The sequence below is a fragment of the Pseudonocardia xinjiangensis genome, assembly GCF_012911925.1.
Lineage (GTDB): Bacteria > Actinomycetota > Actinomycetes > Mycobacteriales > Pseudonocardiaceae > Pseudonocardia > Pseudonocardia xinjiangensis.
On the sequence record NZ_JAAXKY010000043.1, the window covers coordinates 29,075 to 46,600 of the forward strand.

Below are 17,526 nucleotides of genomic sequence, written 5' to 3' on the forward strand. Positions count from 1 at the left end.
TCAGACCACCTTTCCGGCCACCTGCGACAGCGGCTCGGCCAGTGCGTTGACCGCGTCGGCGAGCTGGCGCCGCTGGTCGGGCGGGACGGTGCTGTAGTCGACGTAGCCGTTGCCCTGCTGGTACTTCGCGAGGCCGGAGGTGACGTCGGTGAAGCGCGCCTCGAGCTGCTGCGCGAGCTGGGGGTCCTTCGCCGTCAGCGCGGGCTGGAGCAGCTCGAAGGCCTTGCGGGCGCCTGCGATGTTGGCCGCGAAGTCCCAGAGGTCGGTGTGCGAGTAGCGGTCCTCCTCGCCGGTGACCTTCGACGTGGAGACCTCGTCGAGCAGGTCGCTGGCGCCGTTGGCCAGCTGCGCGGGCTGGTAGGTGGCGGTCGCGACGTTCTTCTGCAGCGTGGCGACGTCGGCGTCGAGCTTGTTCGCGATGGGCGTCATCCCGGCCAGCGAGTTGTCGGCCCAGAGCGCCTTCTCGATCCGGTGGAACCCGGTCCACTTGGTCGGGTCGGCGACGTCGTTGATCCTGGCGTCGATGTCGGGGTCGAGGTTGCCGAAGCTCTCGGCGACCGGCTCGATGCTCTCGTAGTGCGTGCGGGCAGGCGCGTAGAGCGACTTCGCCTTGGGGATGTCGCCCGCCCGGACCGCGTCGTCGAACTCCTTCGTCGCCGGCACCAGCGCGGCGACCTCGGAGACGACGTAGTCGTGGTACTGCTGCGTCGCCTTCGTGAGCGAGGTGTCGGCGGGGGCCGTCGGAGGCGCGGCCGCGCCCGTCACGGTGAACGTCCAGGTGTCCTGCGCCGCGCCGGGGCAGTACACGGTGTACGAGCCGGCATCGAGGCGGAGGGAGAAGTCACCGTTCAGGCCCTCGGTGATGTTCTCCTTCTCCCCGAGGATCCGGCCGTTGCTCTGCAGCTCGGCCTCGGTCACCTTGGCCGTGCCGGAGTTGGTGACCGTGAAGGTCACCGGGCCCGCCGCCACCGTCTCGGGCGTCGGCCGGCAGCCGCCGTCGGACAGCGCGACCTGTACCCCCGCGTTCGGGCCGCCGGGGGCGGCGGCGCCACCCCCGGATCCTCCGCAGGCCGCGGCCAGCAGGCCCACCGACAACGCTGCGAGTACAGCTCCCGGTAGGCGGGGACGGAACGATGTGGAGGACATACCAAACCTTCGCTTGAACGTGGGGGACGAGCAGGGAGCGCCCAGGTCAGGGCTCAGCCGCGGCTCGGCTCGGGTGCGGGCTGCGGTTCCGCCGCGGACCGGCGCGTGGGCCGCCGCTGCGGCCACAGCACGTAGGCGAGCAGGGGCACGGCGTAGAGCACCCAGACGAGCACCTCGACGACCGTGGGGAACGGCTGGATCCCGAGCACGCCGGTGACCAGCGAGGAGATGGGCGTACCGGGCTGCACGAGCACGGACAGGTCCGCCGCGCGCTGCTGCCCGACGTCGAGCCAGCCCGCCTCGTGGGCGGTGTGCGCGGCCGTCATGAGCAGGCCCGCCGCCACGATGACGAGCACCGCACCGGTGACCCGGAAGAACCGGGCGAGGTTGAGCCGGAGACCTCCGCGGTAGATGCCGTAGCCCAGCACGACCGCGACGAGCACCCCGATGAGGGCGCCGCCGCCGGCCTCCAGCGGGGAGGTGCTGGCCTGGAAGGCGGCCAGCAGGAACACGACGGTCTCGAAGCCCTCCCGGAGCACGGCGAGGAACGCCATTCCGACCAGTGCGCCTGCCGAGCCCCGGGCCAGCGCCGCGGTGGCTGACGTCTCGAGCTCCAGGCGCATCGAGCGGGCGTGCCGCCGCATCCAGATGATCATGTAGGTGACCATGGCGACGGCGAACAGGCCGATGAGCGTCTCGAGGCCCTCCTGCCCCGCCTGGGGCAGGTCGGCGGTGACGAGCTCGAGCACCACGCCGACGGCCAGGCAGATGACGACGGCGGCACCCACCCCCAGCCACACCTGGCGCAGCGCGTCGCGGCGGCCCTGGTTGGCCAGGAAACCGGCGATGATGCCGACGATGAGAGCGGCTTCGAGACCCTCCCGAAGGCCGATCACAAAGGTCGCGAGCACAGCGTCGACCCACTTTCGTAAAGGCGTGTGGAACGGAGAGCAGGGTTACCTATCTCGAACCCAAGTTAGGTTTCCCTGAGCTGGGTGTCAACGCGAGAACAATTCCGGGCCATTCTTCACAAATACACAGCTGAGCCCAGGTTTGGATCATTCGGACGGCAGTCGCCGGGCTCCCCCGCCGCCCGCAGGCGAGAGCCGGTCCGCCGGCGCCTCGGACCACCCCACCAACCGGCCAGGTCGAGCCGAGCAGTTGATCTTCACGGTGGTAACGATCGCGCATCGCAGAGCACCCCGAACCCACCCGAAACGTGCAACTCGGACAGGTGAGGGCGGTTGGCGCAGCTCACACCCGGCTGCCCCTTTCCTCCCCAGGTTCGCTGAGGCTACCCTCGGTCCGATTCTGGCGAGCCTGACCTAATACGCCGTGCGGAGAAGGGAATCCCATTGCTCGGAAATGCCCTCATCGGCCTTCGGGAAGGCCTCGAGGCAGCTCTGGTGGTGAGCATTCTCGTCGCATTCCTGGTGCGCACCGGACGGCGCTCCGAACTGCCGAAGGTGTGGCTCGGGGTCGCTGTCGCCGTCGTGGTGAGCGGCGGCGTCACGCTTGCATTGACCCTCACTCAGCAGGCACTCACGTTCGAGGCACAGGAAGCATTCGGCGGGGGACTGTCGATCGTCGCCGTCGGCTTCGTCACCTGGATGATCTTCTGGATGCGCCGCGCGGCCCGCTCCATCTCGGCCGATCTGCGCGGACGCCTGGAGGACGCGATCCGGATGGGACCCGCCGCCGTGGTCGTCATGGCCGCGCTCGCCGTGGGCCGGGAAGGCCTCGAGACGGCGGTGTTCTTCTTCGCCGCGGCCCAGGCCGCAGGCGAGACCACCGAGCCGCTCATCGGGTTCCTGCTCGGGATCGCCGTGGCGATCGTGCTCGCGTACCTCATCTACCGCGGCGCCGTGACGTTGAACATGGCCAGGTTCTTCACCGTCACCGGCATCCTGCTGATCTTCGTGGCCGCCGGGATCCTGGCCTACGGCGTGCACGACCTGCAGGAGGCCGCCATCCTCCCGGGGCTGACCACCCTCGCCTTCGACGTCAGCGCCGCCGTTCCGCCGGACTCCTGGTACGGCACCCTCCTCAAGGGCGTCTTCAACTTCTCCCCGCAGACCACCGTGCTCGAGGCGATCGTGTGGGTCGCGTACGTGGCCGTCGTTCTCACCCTGTTCCTGCTGCCCCAGCGCAGCGCCCGGCCCGCCGCGGCGGCCACCACCCCGTCGTGACCGCTCTCCACCCCGATCGTCTAGGAGCATGATGTCCCGCAGAGTCCGCGCCGGGATCCCCACCGCCGCGCTGGCCGTGGCCGCCCTCGCCGGCTGCACCAGCACGGCACCGGCCACGAACGCCGGCGCCGCGGGCGGCCCCATCGCCGTCCGGGCCGCCGACGACGCCTGCGAGGTCGGCGCCACCGAGGCGCCCGCCGGGAAGATCACCTTCACGGTGAACAACACCGGCAGCAAGGTCACCGAGTTCTACCTCCTCGGCACCGGCGACCGGATCATGGGTGAGGTCGAGAACGTCGGTCCGGGCCTCACGCGCCAGCTCATCGTCGAGGTGCCCGACGGCGGCACGTACACCACCGCGTGCAAGCCGGGGATGGTCGGCGACGGCATCCGGGGGCCCTTCACCGTCACCGGCACGGCCGCGCGCTCCGTCGACGAGAACACCAAGCTCGCCGAGGCCACCGCCGGCTACCACCGCTACGTCACGTCGCAGATCGAGGCGCTGGTGCCGAAGACGCAGGAGTTCGTCGACGCCGTGAAGCGGCAGGACGTCGAGGGCGCCAAGGCGCTCTTCCCGGTCTCGCGCACCTACTGGGAGCGCATCGAGCCGGTGGCGGAGTCGTTCGGGGACATCGACCCCAAGATCGACGGCCGTGAGGACGACGAACGCGACCCCGGCGTCGCGTTCACCGGGTACCACCGCCTGGAGAAGGACCTCTGGGTCGACGGCCTGCAGCCCGACTCGGCGGCGATCGCCGACCGGTTGCTGGCGGACATCAAGGACCTGCAGAACCGCGTGAGCACCGTCGAGCTCACTCCCGTGCAGTTGGCCAACGGCGCGAAGGAACTGCTCGACGAGGTGGCCACCGGGAAGATCACCGGTGAGGAGGACCGCTACTCGCACACCGACCTGTGGGACTTCAAGGCCAACGTCGAGGGCTCGCAGGCCGCGGTCGCCGCGCTGCGTCCGGTGCTCGACGACAAGGACCCGACCCTCGGCCCGACGCTCGACGAGCGCTTCGCCGCGGTCGACACGCTGCTGGAGGGCTACCGCGCAGGCGACGGGTACGTGCTCTACACCCGGCTCACCCCGGACGACACGCGGAAGATGGCCGAGGCCGTCGACGCGCTCGGGGAGCCGGTGAGCCAGGTCGCCGGAGTTGTCACGTCGTGACACCGATATCCCGACGGCGGCTGCTGGGCTGGACGGGCGCGGGCGCCGCGCTGGCCGGCGTCGGCGCCGCCACCGGCTTCGCGGTCGGCTCGGCGGGGTCGGCCGCGGACTCCCCGCCCCGTCCGGGGGTGGTGCCCTTCCGCGGCGCGCACCAGGCCGGGATCGTCACACCTGCCCAGGACCGGCTGCACTTCGTCGCCCTCGACGTCACCACCGGCGACCGCGAGCGGCTGCGGTCGCTGCTGCAGAAGTGGACCACCGCGGCGGAGCGGATGACGGCGGGCGCCGAGGCGGCGCCGGGCGGTGCGGTCAACCTCAACCCGCAGGCGCCCCCGGCCGACACCGGTGAGGCGCTCGGGCTGCCCGCGTCGTCCCTGACCCTGACGTTCGGCGTGGGCGCGTCGCTGTTCGAGAAGGACGGCGTCGACCGCTTCGGGCTGGCGGGCCGGCGCCCGGCGGGGCTCGCGGAGCTGCCGGCCTTCACCCGCGACCAGATCGACCCCGCGCTGTCGGGTGGGGACCTGTGCATCCAGGCGTGTGCCGACGACCCGCAGGTGGCGGTACACGCGGTGCGCAACCTCGTCCGGATGGGCTTCGGCACCACCACGGTGCGCTGGTCGCAGCTGGGGTTCGGCCGCACCTCGTCGACCTCCACGGAGCAGGCCACGGCCCGCAACCTGTTCGGTTTCAAGGACGGCACCAGGAACCTCAAGGCCGAGGACCCCGCCGACCTCGAACGGCAGCTGTGGGTGCAGCCGGGCGACGGCCCCGCGTGGCTCGACGGCGGTACCTACCTGGTGGCCCGCCGGATCCGCATGCACATCGAGATCTGGGACCGCACGTCGCTGGCCGAGCAGGAAGTGATCATCGGCCGGACCAAGGGCGAGGGTGCTCCACTGGGAGCCACCGCGGAGTTCGACCCCATCGACTTCGCCGCGACCGGCACCGACGGCAAGCCCCGGATCCCGGTGGACGCGCACATCCGCCTCGCGTCGGCGGAGTCGCTGGGCGGGGTGAAGATCCTGCGGCGGGGCTACAACTTCGTCGACGGCAGCGACGGTCAGGGACACCTCAACGCCGGCCTGTTCTTCCTCGCGTTCATGCGCGACCCGCACAGCCAGTTCGTACCGATGCAGCGGGCGCTGGCCAAGTCCGACGTGCTGATGGAGTACATCGAGCACACGAGCTCAGCGGTGTTCGCCTGCCCCGCGGGCCTCGCCGAGGGGGACTACTGGGGCCAGCACCTGCTGGAGGCCTGACCGGCGGATGGCGGCGGCCCCGTCAGGGGGCGGCCGCTCCGGCGTAGCGGTCCGCCGCCGCCCACACCAGCCGCGCGTAGGAGACCGACCGGTTGTAGGTCAGCACGCCGTCCCACCAGCCCGCTCCGCTGGCCGTGTCGCGCCCGTCGGCGCACAGGTAGGCCGCGGCGGCCGCGGCGGCGTCGTCCATCTGGAACGGGTCGCGCACGCCGTCGCCGTTGCCGTCGGCGCCGTAACGGGTCCAGGTGGTGGGCAGGAACTGCATCGGCCCCACGGCCCGGTCGTAGATCCGGTCCCCGTCGAGGCGGCCGCCGTCGGTGTCGTGGATCTCCTTGGTGCCCCGCGAGCCGTCCAGCGGCACGCCGATGATCAACGGCCGGGGCACGCCGTCGGCGCCGAGGGCGGCGCGGCCCAGCTGTCCGTGGTCGGACTCGACGCGGCCGATCGCGGCGAGGGTGGTCCAGGAGAGCCGGCAGGCCGGCGTGGCGGCCCGCTCCGACAGCTCGGCCGCCCCGTAGGCTCGCAGCGCCCGCGCGGGCACGTGGCTGCGCTCGGCGACTCCCGCCGCCCATGCGGTGAGGTCGAGACCCGGCTGCAGGGCCGCCGGCTGCGGGACAGGCGTGTTGCGGGCGACGTCGGCCGGTGTCAGCGAGTTGTCGGCACGCCGGGCACCGTCGTCCTCCCACCCGACGAGCACGACCCCGGCGATGAGCCCGAACACCGCGAGGACCAGCACCAGCACGGCGACACCGGAACGGCGACGGGGAGCATTCGGAGCGTTCCGGACAGCCACCCGATCAGGTTATCGATCTCAGGCGGTCGTGGGGTCGCCGTCGGTTCCACGCGACGACCTGCCCGGCCGGCGCGGCCAGTGGCGTTCCCAGGCGGCCGTGTCGAGCGAGTGCGGGTCGGCACCGGCCGCCGCGGCGCCCCGCTCGGCGGCCCGCACGTCGTCGGCGAAGCGGCGGGCGGCGCCGCGGAGCTCGGCCTCGGGGTCGATGCCCGCGAGCTTGGCCGCAGCGGCCGCCGCGAACAGCTGCTCGCCCACACCCGGGCCGGCAGGCAGCAGCTCGGCGGGCAGGCCGGCGCGCGCGGTGCGGCTGGTCAGCTTCGCCGCGAGCGCGACGGCGGGCTGGCCGAGCGGCACGCCGTCGACGCTGGACTCCCGGCGCTTCTCGGCGCGCTTGAGCTCCTCCCAGCGGTGCTCCTGGCCCTGCGCGGTGTCGATCGTCTCGGTTCCGGCGAAGACGTGCGGATGCCGTCCGACGAGCTTCGCGACGAGGTCGGCCGCGACGTCGTCGATGTCGAAGGGAGCCGCCTCCCCGGTGAGGCCGGGCTCCGCGGCGATCCGGGCGTGGAACAGCACCTGCAGCAGGACGTCGCCGAGCTCCTCACGCATCGCGTCCCGGTCACCGTCCTCGATGGCCTCGTAGAGCTCGTAGCACTCCTCGACCAGGTACTGCAGCAGCGACGCGTGGGTCTGCTCGGCGTCCCAGGGGCAGCCTCCCGGCGAGCGCAGCCGGTCCATCACGGCGACGGCGTCGAGCAGCGCCGCGCCCGGCACCTCGGGCGCCCGGATCACGGTGTCGGCCACCGCGAGCATCGGGTGCGCGTCGTGGGTGGTGAGCAGGACCCCGCCGTCCGGGACGTCCTCGCCCCGGGACGCGCCGGCGGCAGCGGCCACCTCGTCCGAGACCGACGCGTCCGCCACCACGACCGCAGCGGCCCGCAGCGCGGGGAGCGCGGCGGCCGGGACGGCGTTCGGCGTGCGGGCGGAGAGGACGACGACGGTGCGCGAGGCCACCGCTCAGCCCGCGGTGGCGGGAGCTGCGGCCGGCGCGGTGGACCCCGGCTGCAGGACGATGCCCGCCTGCTGGTCCTCGGCGACCACGCGCAGCTGGATCGGGTCCCACACCCCGTAGCGCGGGTTGACCCGGACCCCCACCCGTTCGGCGTCGGGCTGCAGCAGCCGCTCGCCGATGGCGGTGAGCTGCGACTGGCTCATGTTGCTGACCGTGGCCGGGTCGGACGGGGCGTCGGTGCGCTGGTCGGTCACCCGGAAGACGATCCAGGTGCTCTCCTGCGGGTTGGGCTGGAACGCGACCACGGACCCCTTGGGCACCCCGAACAGCACGCTGCTCGCCTCGTTCGGGTTCGACGCGGCCTGCACGCTGGTGCCCCGTTCGGACATGCGGGGATCGTTGAACAGCGCGTCGGCTGCCGGTCCGCCCGCCGCGAGTGTCTGGGCCTTCGCGGTGGCGTCGGCGCGGGAGGTGGCTCCCACCAGGTCGACCGTGACGGCGAGGCCACCCACCGAGCGCTGGGCCAGCTGTGCGGCGGTGAGGTCGTCGCGCACCCGCTGGCGCAGGGTCGTGGCGTCGTAGAGCGACCCGTCGACGACCGCGTCCGTGCCGCCGCTGCCGGCGAGCTCGGCGTCGATCTGGGCGTCGGTCACGACGATGCCTTCGGCGGCGGCGCGCCGCTGCAGCAGGTCGTGCAGCACCTCGCGGGTGACGATGCTGCGCGCGAGGTCGGCCGTCGTGCCGCCCTGCGCGGTGATCTGGGCGATCTGGTCGGTCTTGGCCAGCGCGGTGTCGAGCTGCGACTGGACCTGCCCGAGCGGCACGGCATCACTGCCGACGATCACCGCCGACCCCGCCTGATCCGGCCCGCCGCACCCACTGACCACTGCGCCCACGACCGCTACGGCCACTGCGACGCGCCCCACCTGCCTGCGCACGGGCCACACTCTTTCACGGCCTCGACCCCCGGCCACCGGCGCCCGTACCGTCCGGCCCCGTCGGTGACCTCACAACGCGGCGGGACGGGTCAGAAGTCGGCCTGGACCACCAGCGTGGAGCACACCTTGTCGGCGAAGGTCTGCCGCTCCTCGTCCCAGAGCGGCCACAGGTAACCGAGGCCGAGCGGCAGCCCGTCGAGCAGATGGGCGAACTGGCGCCCGACCGCGCGCCGGAACCCCACCGGCAGCCCGGTGTCCGTCGCCACGAGCCGCACGCCGAGCGCCATCTTGCCGATGCTCTGCCCGGAGGTGCCCTGGCGGTACCCGCTGTTCCACAGCAGGAAGACGATCGACACGACCGCCGCCAGGACGTAGACGACAGTGATCATCCGCAGGTCGCGGGTGAGCAGCGCGGCGATCAGGACGGTGATCAGCAGGCCGGTCGGGATGCCGACGTCGATGAGGAACGCACCCACCCGCTGCCCGTAGGTGGCAAGGGCGGGGGCCCCGGTCTGCACGGCGCGACGCGAGAGCATCGGGCCGGAGGACGGCCGGGGCTCCGGGTGGGGAACGGACACGCGACGCTCCGGATGTCATGCCCTGCCCCGGGCCGTTCCCGGGAGGGCTCCTGTCTGGAACCTCTCCCGGGAGACGGCCGGCGTTACCGCCCGTCCCCCGTTCGGGAAAGGTCAGACGGCGGCCGGCACCTTCGCGGGGGACAAGAGGTCGCGCAGGAGCTTCGCGCACCACTCCAGCAGCTCGACGTCGCGCAGGGGCGCTCCGCCGATCCGGCCGCTCTCCACGGGCTTCGGCACGACGACCGCCCGCGCGGCCGGGCGGTAGACGGCCTTCGGGTGCAACCGCTTGAGCCGCATCTGCGCCGAGTCGGGCAGGTCCACCGGACCGATGCGGATGCCGTTGCCCGCCACCGCCACCTCCGCGACGCCCAGCGACCGGCAGGTCTGGCGGAACGCCGCGACGGCGAGCAGGTTGCGCACCGCCGCGGGCGGCTCCCCGTAGCGGTCGGTGAGCTCCTCGACGATCGCGTCGAGCGCCTGGCCGTCGCCGGCCTCGGCGATCTTGCGGTAGACCTCCAGCCGCAGCCGCTCGCCCGTGACGTAGTCGTGCGGGACGTGCGCGTCCACCGGGAGGTCCACCCGCACGTCGGCGAGCTGCTCGACGTCCTCGCCCTCGCCCGCGCCCGCCTGCTGCCGGAACGCGGCGACGGCCTCGCCGACCAGCCGGATGTAGAGGTCGAACCCGACGCCCGCGATGTGGCCACTCTGCTCGGCGCCCAGGATGTTGCCCGCGCCGCGGATCTCCAGGTCCTTCATCGCCACCGCCGTGCCGGCCCCGAGCTCGCTGTGCTGGGCGATCGTCGCGAGGCGGTCGTGCGCGGTCTCGGTGAGCGGGTGCTCCGGGGGGAAGAGGAAGTACGCGTACCCGCGTTCCCGGCCACGCCCCACGCGCCCGCGCAGCTGGTGGAGCTGGGAGAGCCCGAGGGTGTCGGACCGCTCGACGATGAGCGTGTTGGCGTTGGAGATGTCGAGGCCGTTCTCGACGATCGTGGTGCAGACGAGCACATCGAACTCGTTGTGCCAGAACCCGGCGACGGTGCGCTCCAGCAGGTCCTCGTTCATCTGCCCGTGCGCCACGGCGATGCGCGCCTCCGGCACCAGCTCGCGGATCTTCCGCGCGGCGCGGTCGATCGTGGAGACGCGGTTGTGCACGTAGAACACCTGGCCGTCGCGCAGCAGCTCACGCCGGATCGCCGCGCCCACCTGCTTGTCGTCGTAGGCGCCGACGTAGGTGAGCGTGGGGTGGCGGTCCTCGGGCGGGGTGGTGATCGTGGACATCTCCCGGATGCCGGCGAGGCTCATCTCCAGCGTGCGCGGGATGGGCGTGGCGCTGAGGGTGAGCACGTCGACGTACGTGCGCAGGGCGGTGATGTGCTCCTTGTGCTCCACGCCGAAGCGCTGCTCCTCGTCGACGATCACGAGGCCGAGGTCCTTCCACCGGATGCCGGTCTGCAGCAGGCGGTGGGTGCCGACCACGACGTCGACCGTGCCGTCGGCGAGGCCCTCGATCGTCTGCTTCCCCTCGGCGGCGTCGGTGAACCGCGAGAGACCGCGCACGGTGACCGGGAAGGCGCGCATCCGGTCGGAGAAGGTCTGCAGGTGCTGGGTGGCCAGCAGCGTGGTGGGCACGAGCACCGCCACCTGCTTGCCGTCCTGCACGGCCTTGAACGCCGCCCGGACCGCGATCTCCGTCTTGCCGAAGCCCACGTCGCCGGAGATCACCCGGTCCATCGGGACCGGGCGCTCCATGTCCTGCTTGACCTCCTCGATCGCCGCGAGCTGGTCGGGGGTCTCGGTGAACGGGAAGGCGTCCTCGAGCTCGCGCTGCCACGGGGTGTCGCCGGCGAACGCGTGCCCGGGCGAGGACTGCCGCGCGGCGTAGAGCTGCACCAGCTGCGCCGCGATCTGGCGGACGGCCTTGCGGGCGCGTCCCTTCGTCTTGGCCCAGTCGCCGCCGCCGAGCTTGTTGAGCGTGGGCACCTCGCCGCCGACGTAGCGGCTGATCTCGTCGAGGGAGTCGGTGGGGACGAAGAGGCGGTCGGCGGGCTGGCCCCGCTTGGACGACGCGTACTCGAGCACGAGGTACTCGCGGGTCGCGCCGCCGACGGTGCGCTCGCGCATCTCGACGAACTTGCCGATGCCGTGCTGGGAGTGCACGACGTGGTCACCGGGCTTGAGCGTCACGAGGTCGACGGTGACCCGCCGCCTGCTCGGCAGCTTCCGGGTCTCCGCCTGCCCGGTGCGGTTGCCGGTGAGGTCGGCCTCGCTGAGCACGGCGAGCGAGCTCGCGGTGGCCGTGAAGCCCTCGGTCAGCCGTCCGCAGGTGACCGTGACCAGGCCGGCCTCGGGCGCCTCTTCCAGCCGGTCGACGAGCGTGGCCGGGACGTCGGCCTCCCGCATCTGTTCCAGTGAGCGCTGCGCGGTGCCCTGGCCGCCGACCACGAGGACGGCGGTGCCGCCCGCCGTCACGTGGGCGCGCAGGTCGACCAGCGCGCGGTCGGTGTCGCCCCGGTAGGACTCCACCTCGTGGACGGCGGGCGCGAGCGCGTCCTCGCGCCCGCTCAGCAGCGGGCTGAGGGTGACCACCGGGCGCCCGGTGGCCGTGGCGTGGTCGAGGACGTCGCCGAGGTCGCGGTAGGCCGACGCACCGACGTCGATCGGCGCCGAGCCACCCGTACCGGCGGCGAACCAGCTCGCCTCCAGGAACTCCTGCCCCGTGCGGACCAGGTCGGCGCTGCGGGTGCGGATCCGCTCCGGGTCGGCGAGCAGCACGACCGCGTCCGCCGGCAGCAGGTCGGTGAGCAGCTCCAGCTCGCCCCCGACCAGCGCCGGGACGAGCGACTCCATGCCCTCCGTCGGGATGCCCTGCGCCAGGTGCTCCAGCAGCTCACGCAGCTGCGGGTTGTTCTCGTGGGCACGGGCCAGCGCGGCGGCGCGCTCCCGCACCGGCTCGGTGAGCAGCAGCTCCCGGCAGCCCGGCGCGAGCAGCTCCTCGACGGGCGCGACGGAGCGCTGGTCGGCCACGGCGAAGTAGCGAAGCTCGGTCACCTCGTCGCCCCAGAACTCGACGCGGACCGGGTGCTCCGCCGTGGGCGGGAAGATGTCGATGATGCCGCCGCGCACCGCGAACTCGCCGCGGGTGGTGACCATCTCGACGCGCGTGTAGGCGAGCTCGACGAGCCGGACGAGCAGCGCCTCGAAGTCGGCGGTGTCGCCCACCCGCAGCTGGACGGGGTCGAGCCGGCCCAGGCCCGGCGCGATGGGCTGGATGAGGCTGCGGGCCGCGGTGACCACCACGCGGGGCGCGGTCTCGCGGCGGGCCAGCCTGCGGAAGATCGACAGCCGCCTGCCGACCGTGTCCGGGCGGGGCGAGAGCCGCTCGTGCGGCAGCGTCTCCCACGACGGGAGGACGGCAACGGAACCGGCGTCGAGCAGGTCGGCCGCGGCGGCGCAGAGGTCCTCGGCCTCCCGGTCGGTGGCGGTGACGGCGAGGACGGTGCGGCCCGCGCCGCCCGCGTCCGCCGCGGTGCCGAAGGCGGCGGCGAGGACGGGACGCAAGGCTGCGGGGCCCTCGATCCGGAGGGCGGGCACCTCTGCGGTGGTGGTGCGGGCGTCGCGTGCGGCGTCCACCACGGCGCGCAGATCGGGGTCGGACAGGGCGGAGCGGAGCAGACCGGAGAGCTTGGCCACGGTTCGGGATACCCCTCGCGGAGGTGGAGGTGGGCAACGCAGACAGACCCCTACCCGGGACGATCGCCCCCGGCGGGGCCTACGCCCTCAGCCTACGCCCGCCCCCACGAGCCCCGGCCGGAGATCGGATTCACAAGCGGGTAACGGTGGCGGCGCGTGTCGGCAACACGGCGTGCCTCTACTGGTCGGGACTCACACGCGTGAGGCGCGTCTAGGGTTCCGCCCCCGGTCACGGGGGGTCTGGTCCGAGAGACGCAGGCGGTCGCGGCAGGTGCGGCCGCCCCCACGGCGGGACAAAAGCCCGGGAGACAGCTGGTGGCACCGGCTGCTCGCGGTCGGTTCCCCCCACCGTGAGGAGCGTCGTGCACTACCACCCCCAGCAGCCCGATCGGACCACCGACGGCCAGATCCACGACAACTACGGCCCCGAGGCGGCGTTCGCCGTCCAGGCCGAGGCGGGCCTGCCCTCCACGAAGTGGGAGGAGGAGGTGGCCCGCGGCCTTGAGCTCGGGCTGCAGGGCGCCGACTCCATCGTCGACCGGCGCATCCCCACGTTCTCCCGTGGCGAGCTGCCGCACTTCGCCGGAATCAACACCTTCCTCAAGGCGCCCTACGTCGAGGATGTGCGCCGCTGCGGCGAGTACGACGTCGCCGTGCTCGGCGCCCCGTTCGACGGCGGCACGACCTACCGTTCCGGCACCCGCTTCGGGCCGCAGGGCATCCGCAAGATCTCCGCGCTCTACGGGCCGTACAGCTTCGAGCTCGGGGTGGACCTGCGGGAGTCGATCACCATCGGCGACCTCGGCGACATCTTCACGATCCCCGGCAACATCGAGAAGACGTTCGACCAGATCACCAAGGCCGTGTCGCACGTGTACGAGAGCGGTGCGTTCCCCGTGGTGCTGGGCGGCGACCACTCGATCGGCTACCCCACCACCCGCGGCGTCGCACCCCACCTGAACGGCGGCAACCTCGGGATCATCCACTTCGACCGCCACGTCGACACCCAGGAGACCGACCTCGACGAGCGGATGCACACCACGCCGTGGTTCCACGCCACGGACCTCCCGAACGTCCCGGCGAAGAACCTGGTGCAGATCGGCATCGGCGGCTGGCAGGCCCCACGGCCCGGTGTGAAGGTGGGCCGCGAGCGCGGCACCACGATCATGACGGTCACCGACTGCGTCGAGATGGGCATCGAGGACGCCGCGCAGCGCGCCCTGGACGTGGCGTGGGACGGCGCCGACGCCGTCTGGCTCTCGTTCGACGTCGACTGCCTCGACGCGGCGTTCGTGCCCGGCACCGGCTGGCCCGAGCCGGGCGGTTTCCTGCCGCGCGAGGTGCTGAAGTTCATCCAGATCATCGCCGACGCGCGCCCGCTCGCCGGCATCGAGGTCGTCGAGTGCTCCCCGCCCTACGACAACGCCGAGATCACGGCACTGATCGCCACCAGGGTCATCTGCGACACCCTCGGCTGCCTCGTGCGCTCGGGTCACCTGCCGGCAGCCCGCAAGGACCGCACCTCGTGACCGCCGTCGCGCCCGGCACCGCGCGTCCCGACTCCGACGACCTGGCAGCGCTGGGCTACTCCCAGCAACTGCACCGCGGGCTCGGCCCGTTCTCCTCGTTCGCGTCGGGGTTCTCGTTCGTCTCGATCCTGACCACGGTGTTCCAGCTCTTCACCATCGGCTTCGGTTTCGGCGGCCCGGCCTACATCTGGACGTGGCCGATCGTCTTCGTCGGGCAGTTCGCCGTGTGCCTGGTGTTCGCCGAGCTCGCCGCCCGCTACCCGGTGGCCGGCGCGATCTACCAGTGGTCGCGCCGCGTCGCCACCGACCCGGTGGGCTGGATGGCCGGCTGGCTGATGCAGATCGGCTACATCATCAGCGTCGCGGCGATCGCGATCGCGCTGCAGGCCGTGCTGCCCGCGGTGTGGAGCGGCTTCCAGCTGGTCGGCACCGACCCCTCCCCCACCTCGCCCGACGGGGCGCGGAACGCGATCATCCTCGGCTCCGTCTGCATCGCGCTGTGCGTCGCGATCGCGTCCTTCGGCGTCACCAGGATGGCGCTGATCACGCGGATCGGTGTGACGTTCGAGATCGCCGGGGTGCTGCTGGTGATCGTGCTGCTGTTCCTGCACGCCCAGCGCGGCCCGTCCGTGGTGTTCGAGACCAACGGGGTGCAGGGCGACGGGCCCTACGTCTTCCCGTTCCTGGCCTCGATGCTCATGGCCGCGTACGTGATGTACGGCTTCGACAGCGCCGCGGAGCTGTCGGAGGAGACCAACGACCCCCGCCGCACCGCGCCGAAGGCGATCACGCGCTGCATGCTGATCTCCGGGGCGGGCGGCGGGCTGCTCATCCTCGCCACCCTGATGGCGGCCCCCGACATCAAGTCGCCGCAGCTGTCGGCGGAGGGCATCTCCTACGTCGTGACGGCCCAGCTCGGCGACGTGCTCGGCCGGATCGTGCTGGCGGTGGTCGCGATCTCGATCTTCTCCGCGGCGCTCGCCATCTCGGCGTCGGCGACCCGGGTGATGTTCTCGATGGCCCGTGACGGGCGGCTGCCCTTCTCCGCCGCGCTGTCCGCGGTGTCTCCGCGGACGCACACCCCGATCCTGCCCGGCGTCGTCGTCGGGGCGCTCTCGATCGGGGTGCTGCTGATCAACCTGGGCCAGACCAGCGTCTTCGCCACCGTCACGAGCGTGTCCGTCGTGATCGTCTACCTGGCCTACCTGTTCGTGACGGTGCCGCTGCTGTGGCAGCGGCTGCGGCGCAACCCCAGCCACGTCCCCGACCCCGCCTACTTCACCCTGGGCCGCTGGGGCCTGCCCGTGAACGTGGTGGCCGTCGTGTTCGGCGTGTTCATGCTGGTCAACGTGGGTTGGCCGCGGCAGGAGGTCTTCGACCCCGACGGGCACAGCCGGGTGCTGCAGTACGCGGGGCCGCTGTCGGTGGTGGTCGTGGTGGCGCTCGGGCTCGTGGCGTACCGGGTGATGCGCAGGCAGCGCCCGGTACGCCACGAGCCGGCGGAGGGCTGACCGCCGGTCAGGGGCGGGGCGGGAGCTCCGGGCGGCGACGGCTCGGCCGGGTGGCGACGTCGGGCGGCCGCACGGCGGGCCGTTCCGCCAGCGCCTCCAGCGCCATGTCGACGGCCCGCTCCAGCTGGGGGTCGCGCCCCGCCACCCAGTCCTGGGGCGCGATCACCACCTCGACGTCGGGGTCGACCCCGTAGTTCTCGACCCCCCACTGCGTGTCGTCGAACCAGAACGCGTAGCGCGGCTGCGTCACGCGGGTGCCGTCGACGAGGCCGTAGCGGCTGTCGATGCCGATCACCCCGCCCCAGGTGCGCACCCCGACCACCGGGCCGATGCCGAGGCGCTTGATCGCCGCGGTGACGATGTCACCGTCGGAGCCGGAGAACTCGTCGGCCAGCGCCACGACGGGGCCGCGGGGGGCGTCCTCGGGGTAGGTCGTGGGCTGACGGTGCCGCGGCATGTCCCACGCGATCACCTTGCGTGCGAGCTTCTCCACCACCAGCTGGGACGTGTGGCCGCCACTGTTGCCGCGGACGTCGAGGATCAGCCCCTCGCGGCTGGTCTCCCGGCTCAGGTCCCGGTGCAGCTGCGCCCAGCCCGGCGCCATCATGTCGGGCACGTGCAGGTAGCCGAGCCTGCCGTCGGACCGGTCGGCCACGAACGCCCGCCTGCCCGCCACCCAGTCCTGGTAGCGCAGCGAGGCCTCGGACCGCAGCGGTCGCACCACGATCCGGCGCACCTCGCCCGCGTCCTCGCGGTCGGGCCCGGAACGCACGGTGAGCTCCACGAGCTCGTCGGCCCGGGAGACGAGCAGCGGCGCAGGCCCGTACTCGGGGTCGACCTGCTTGCCACCGACCTCGAGGATCACGTCACCCGCCCGCACGTCCACACCCGGACCCGACAGCGGGCTCCGCGCGGCGGGCGCCGACGTCTCCGGGGGCAGCACGCGCACCACCCGCCACCCGTCGTCGGCCGGCTCGAGATCGGCGCCGAGCAGCCCCGGCTGGCCGGTGTGGTCGCCGCCGCCACGGCCCATCACGTACGCGTGCGACGTGCCGAGCTCTCCCTGCAGCTCCCACATCAGGTCGACGAGGTCGTCGTGGCTGCCCACGGCGTCGACGAGCGGCCGGTACCGGGCGATCTCCGCGTCCCAGTCCACGCCCGCCATGTCCGGGCTCCAGAAGTGGTCGCGCATCAGCCTGCCGGCCTCGTCGAACATCTGACGCCACTCGGCGGCGGGGTCCACCGTGACGACGATGCGCCGCGTGTCGATCTCGAACTCGTCGCCGTCGCCCTCACCGGGCGCCGCGGAGCCGGGCCGGTCGGTGCGCAGCACCCGCAGCGACGCCCCGTCCCGCACGACGAGCCGCGACCCGTCCCCGCTCACGGCCGCCCAGGTGACGGGATCGGCGATCACGTCGAGCTTGCGGCGCACCAGGTCGTAGCGCTCCAGCACCGGCCGCTCGGCCTTCTCGGCAGTGCCGGCGCGGGTGTCGCCCAGCACCCCGGAGACCGGGCTGCGGTACCACAGCAGGCAGTCCTTCCCGGCCTGCATCCCGCTGTAGCGGGCCGCGACGACCGGCACCGGCACCACGCGGGCCGCGAGGCCGTCGACGTCGACCACCACCTCCGGCGGCGCGTCGTCCGTCTTCTTCTCCGGCTTCGCCGTGACGCCCTCGCCGTCGGCGGCCGGGTCGGCGGACGGGTCCGTGT

General features: G+C 72.7%; 13 protein-coding genes and 1 riboswitch. Of the genes, 5 read left to right on the forward strand and 8 right to left on the reverse strand.

The features are described from left to right. Both efeO (HF577_RS15145) and efeU (HF577_RS15150) read right to left on the reverse strand, forming a co-directional pair. Entirely contained in the window at positions 1 to 1,146 is a 1,146-nt protein-coding gene (gene efeO / locus HF577_RS15145; protein ID WP_169396489.1) for an iron uptake system protein EfeO, read from the reverse strand. Between the two features lie 53 nt (positions 1,147 to 1,199). Next, complete coding sequence (gene efeU / locus HF577_RS15150; protein WP_169396490.1) at positions 1,200 to 2,057, reverse strand: iron uptake transporter permease EfeU; 858 nt, start codon at positions 2,055 to 2,057, stop codon at positions 1,200 to 1,202. A gap of 444 nt (positions 2,058 to 2,501) precedes the next feature. Between efeU (HF577_RS15150) and efeU (HF577_RS15155) the strand changes: the two genes are divergently transcribed. From efeU (HF577_RS15155) to efeB, 3 genes are read left to right on the forward strand one after another with little or no spacing between them, the layout of a single operon-like run. Beyond that, positions 2,502 to 3,335, forward strand: a complete 834-nt coding sequence (gene efeU / locus HF577_RS15155) for an iron uptake transporter permease EfeU (RefSeq protein WP_169396491.1) — start codon at positions 2,502 to 2,504, stop codon at positions 3,333 to 3,335. A 31-nt stretch (positions 3,336 to 3,366) separates the two neighbouring features. After that, positions 3,367 to 4,509 (forward strand): iron uptake system protein EfeO, encoded by a 1,143-nt coding sequence (efeO, locus tag HF577_RS15160; RefSeq protein ID WP_169396504.1) that lies wholly within the window; start codon positions 3,367 to 3,369, stop codon positions 4,507 to 4,509. After that, on the forward strand, positions 4,506 to 5,768 hold the full coding sequence (gene efeB / locus HF577_RS15165; protein WP_169396492.1) for an iron uptake transporter deferrochelatase/peroxidase subunit: 1,263 nt from the start codon (positions 4,506 to 4,508) through the stop codon (positions 5,766 to 5,768). Before efeO (HF577_RS15160) ends, efeB begins: the two co-directional genes overlap by 4 nt. Positions 5,769 to 5,790: 22 nt before the next feature. On the opposite strand, the gene HF577_RS15170 is transcribed toward efeB, so the two are convergent. From HF577_RS15170 to mfd, 5 genes are all read right to left on the reverse strand, one after another. Continuing rightward, on the reverse strand, positions 5,791 to 6,561 hold the full coding sequence (locus HF577_RS15170) for a lytic murein transglycosylase (RefSeq protein ID WP_169396493.1): 771 nt from the start codon (positions 6,559 to 6,561) through the stop codon (positions 5,791 to 5,793). An 18-nt stretch (positions 6,562 to 6,579) separates the two neighbouring features. After that, positions 6,580 to 7,572 carry a MazG family protein gene (locus tag HF577_RS15175; protein ID WP_169396494.1) on the reverse strand — a complete coding sequence of 331 codons (993 nt, stop codon included), beginning with the start codon at positions 7,570 to 7,572 and terminating at the stop codon, positions 6,580 to 6,582. A gap of 3 nt (positions 7,573 to 7,575) precedes the next feature. Further along, the gene (locus tag HF577_RS15180) at positions 7,576 to 8,508 is read right to left on the reverse strand and encodes a SurA N-terminal domain-containing protein (protein WP_169396495.1); all 933 of its coding nucleotides are present in this window, start codon (positions 8,506 to 8,508) and stop codon (positions 7,576 to 7,578) included. A gap of 89 nt (positions 8,509 to 8,597) precedes the next feature. Next, positions 8,598 to 9,086: an RDD family protein gene (locus tag HF577_RS15185; protein ID WP_169396496.1), complete on the reverse strand. Its 489-nt coding sequence runs from the start codon at positions 9,084 to 9,086 to the stop codon at positions 8,598 to 8,600. 111 nt (positions 9,087 to 9,197) lie between these two features. Next, a complete protein-coding gene (mfd, locus tag HF577_RS15190; RefSeq protein WP_169396497.1) occupies positions 9,198 to 12,776 on the reverse strand; it encodes a transcription-repair coupling factor in 3,579 nt (1,192 codons plus the stop codon). 200 nt (positions 12,777 to 12,976) lie between these two features. Then, positions 12,977 to 13,086: riboswitch (guanidine-I (ykkC/yxkD leader) on the forward strand. Between the two features lie 52 nt (positions 13,087 to 13,138). Between mfd and HF577_RS15195 the strand changes: the two genes are divergently transcribed. Both HF577_RS15195 and HF577_RS15200 read left to right on the forward strand, forming a co-directional pair. Next, entirely contained in the window at positions 13,139 to 14,305 is a 1,167-nt protein-coding gene (locus HF577_RS15195) for an agmatinase family protein (RefSeq protein WP_312859146.1), read from the forward strand. Further along, the gene (locus HF577_RS15200) at positions 14,302 to 15,816 is read left to right on the forward strand and encodes an amino acid permease (protein WP_169396498.1); all 1,515 of its coding nucleotides are present in this window, start codon (positions 14,302 to 14,304) and stop codon (positions 15,814 to 15,816) included. Before HF577_RS15195 ends, HF577_RS15200 begins: the two co-directional genes overlap by 4 nt. A gap of 7 nt (positions 15,817 to 15,823) precedes the next feature. On the opposite strand, the gene HF577_RS15205 is transcribed toward HF577_RS15200, so the two are convergent. Continuing rightward, on the reverse strand, positions 15,824 to 17,526 hold a 1,703-nt coding region (locus HF577_RS15205), incomplete at its 5' end, for a S41 family peptidase (protein ID WP_211174308.1).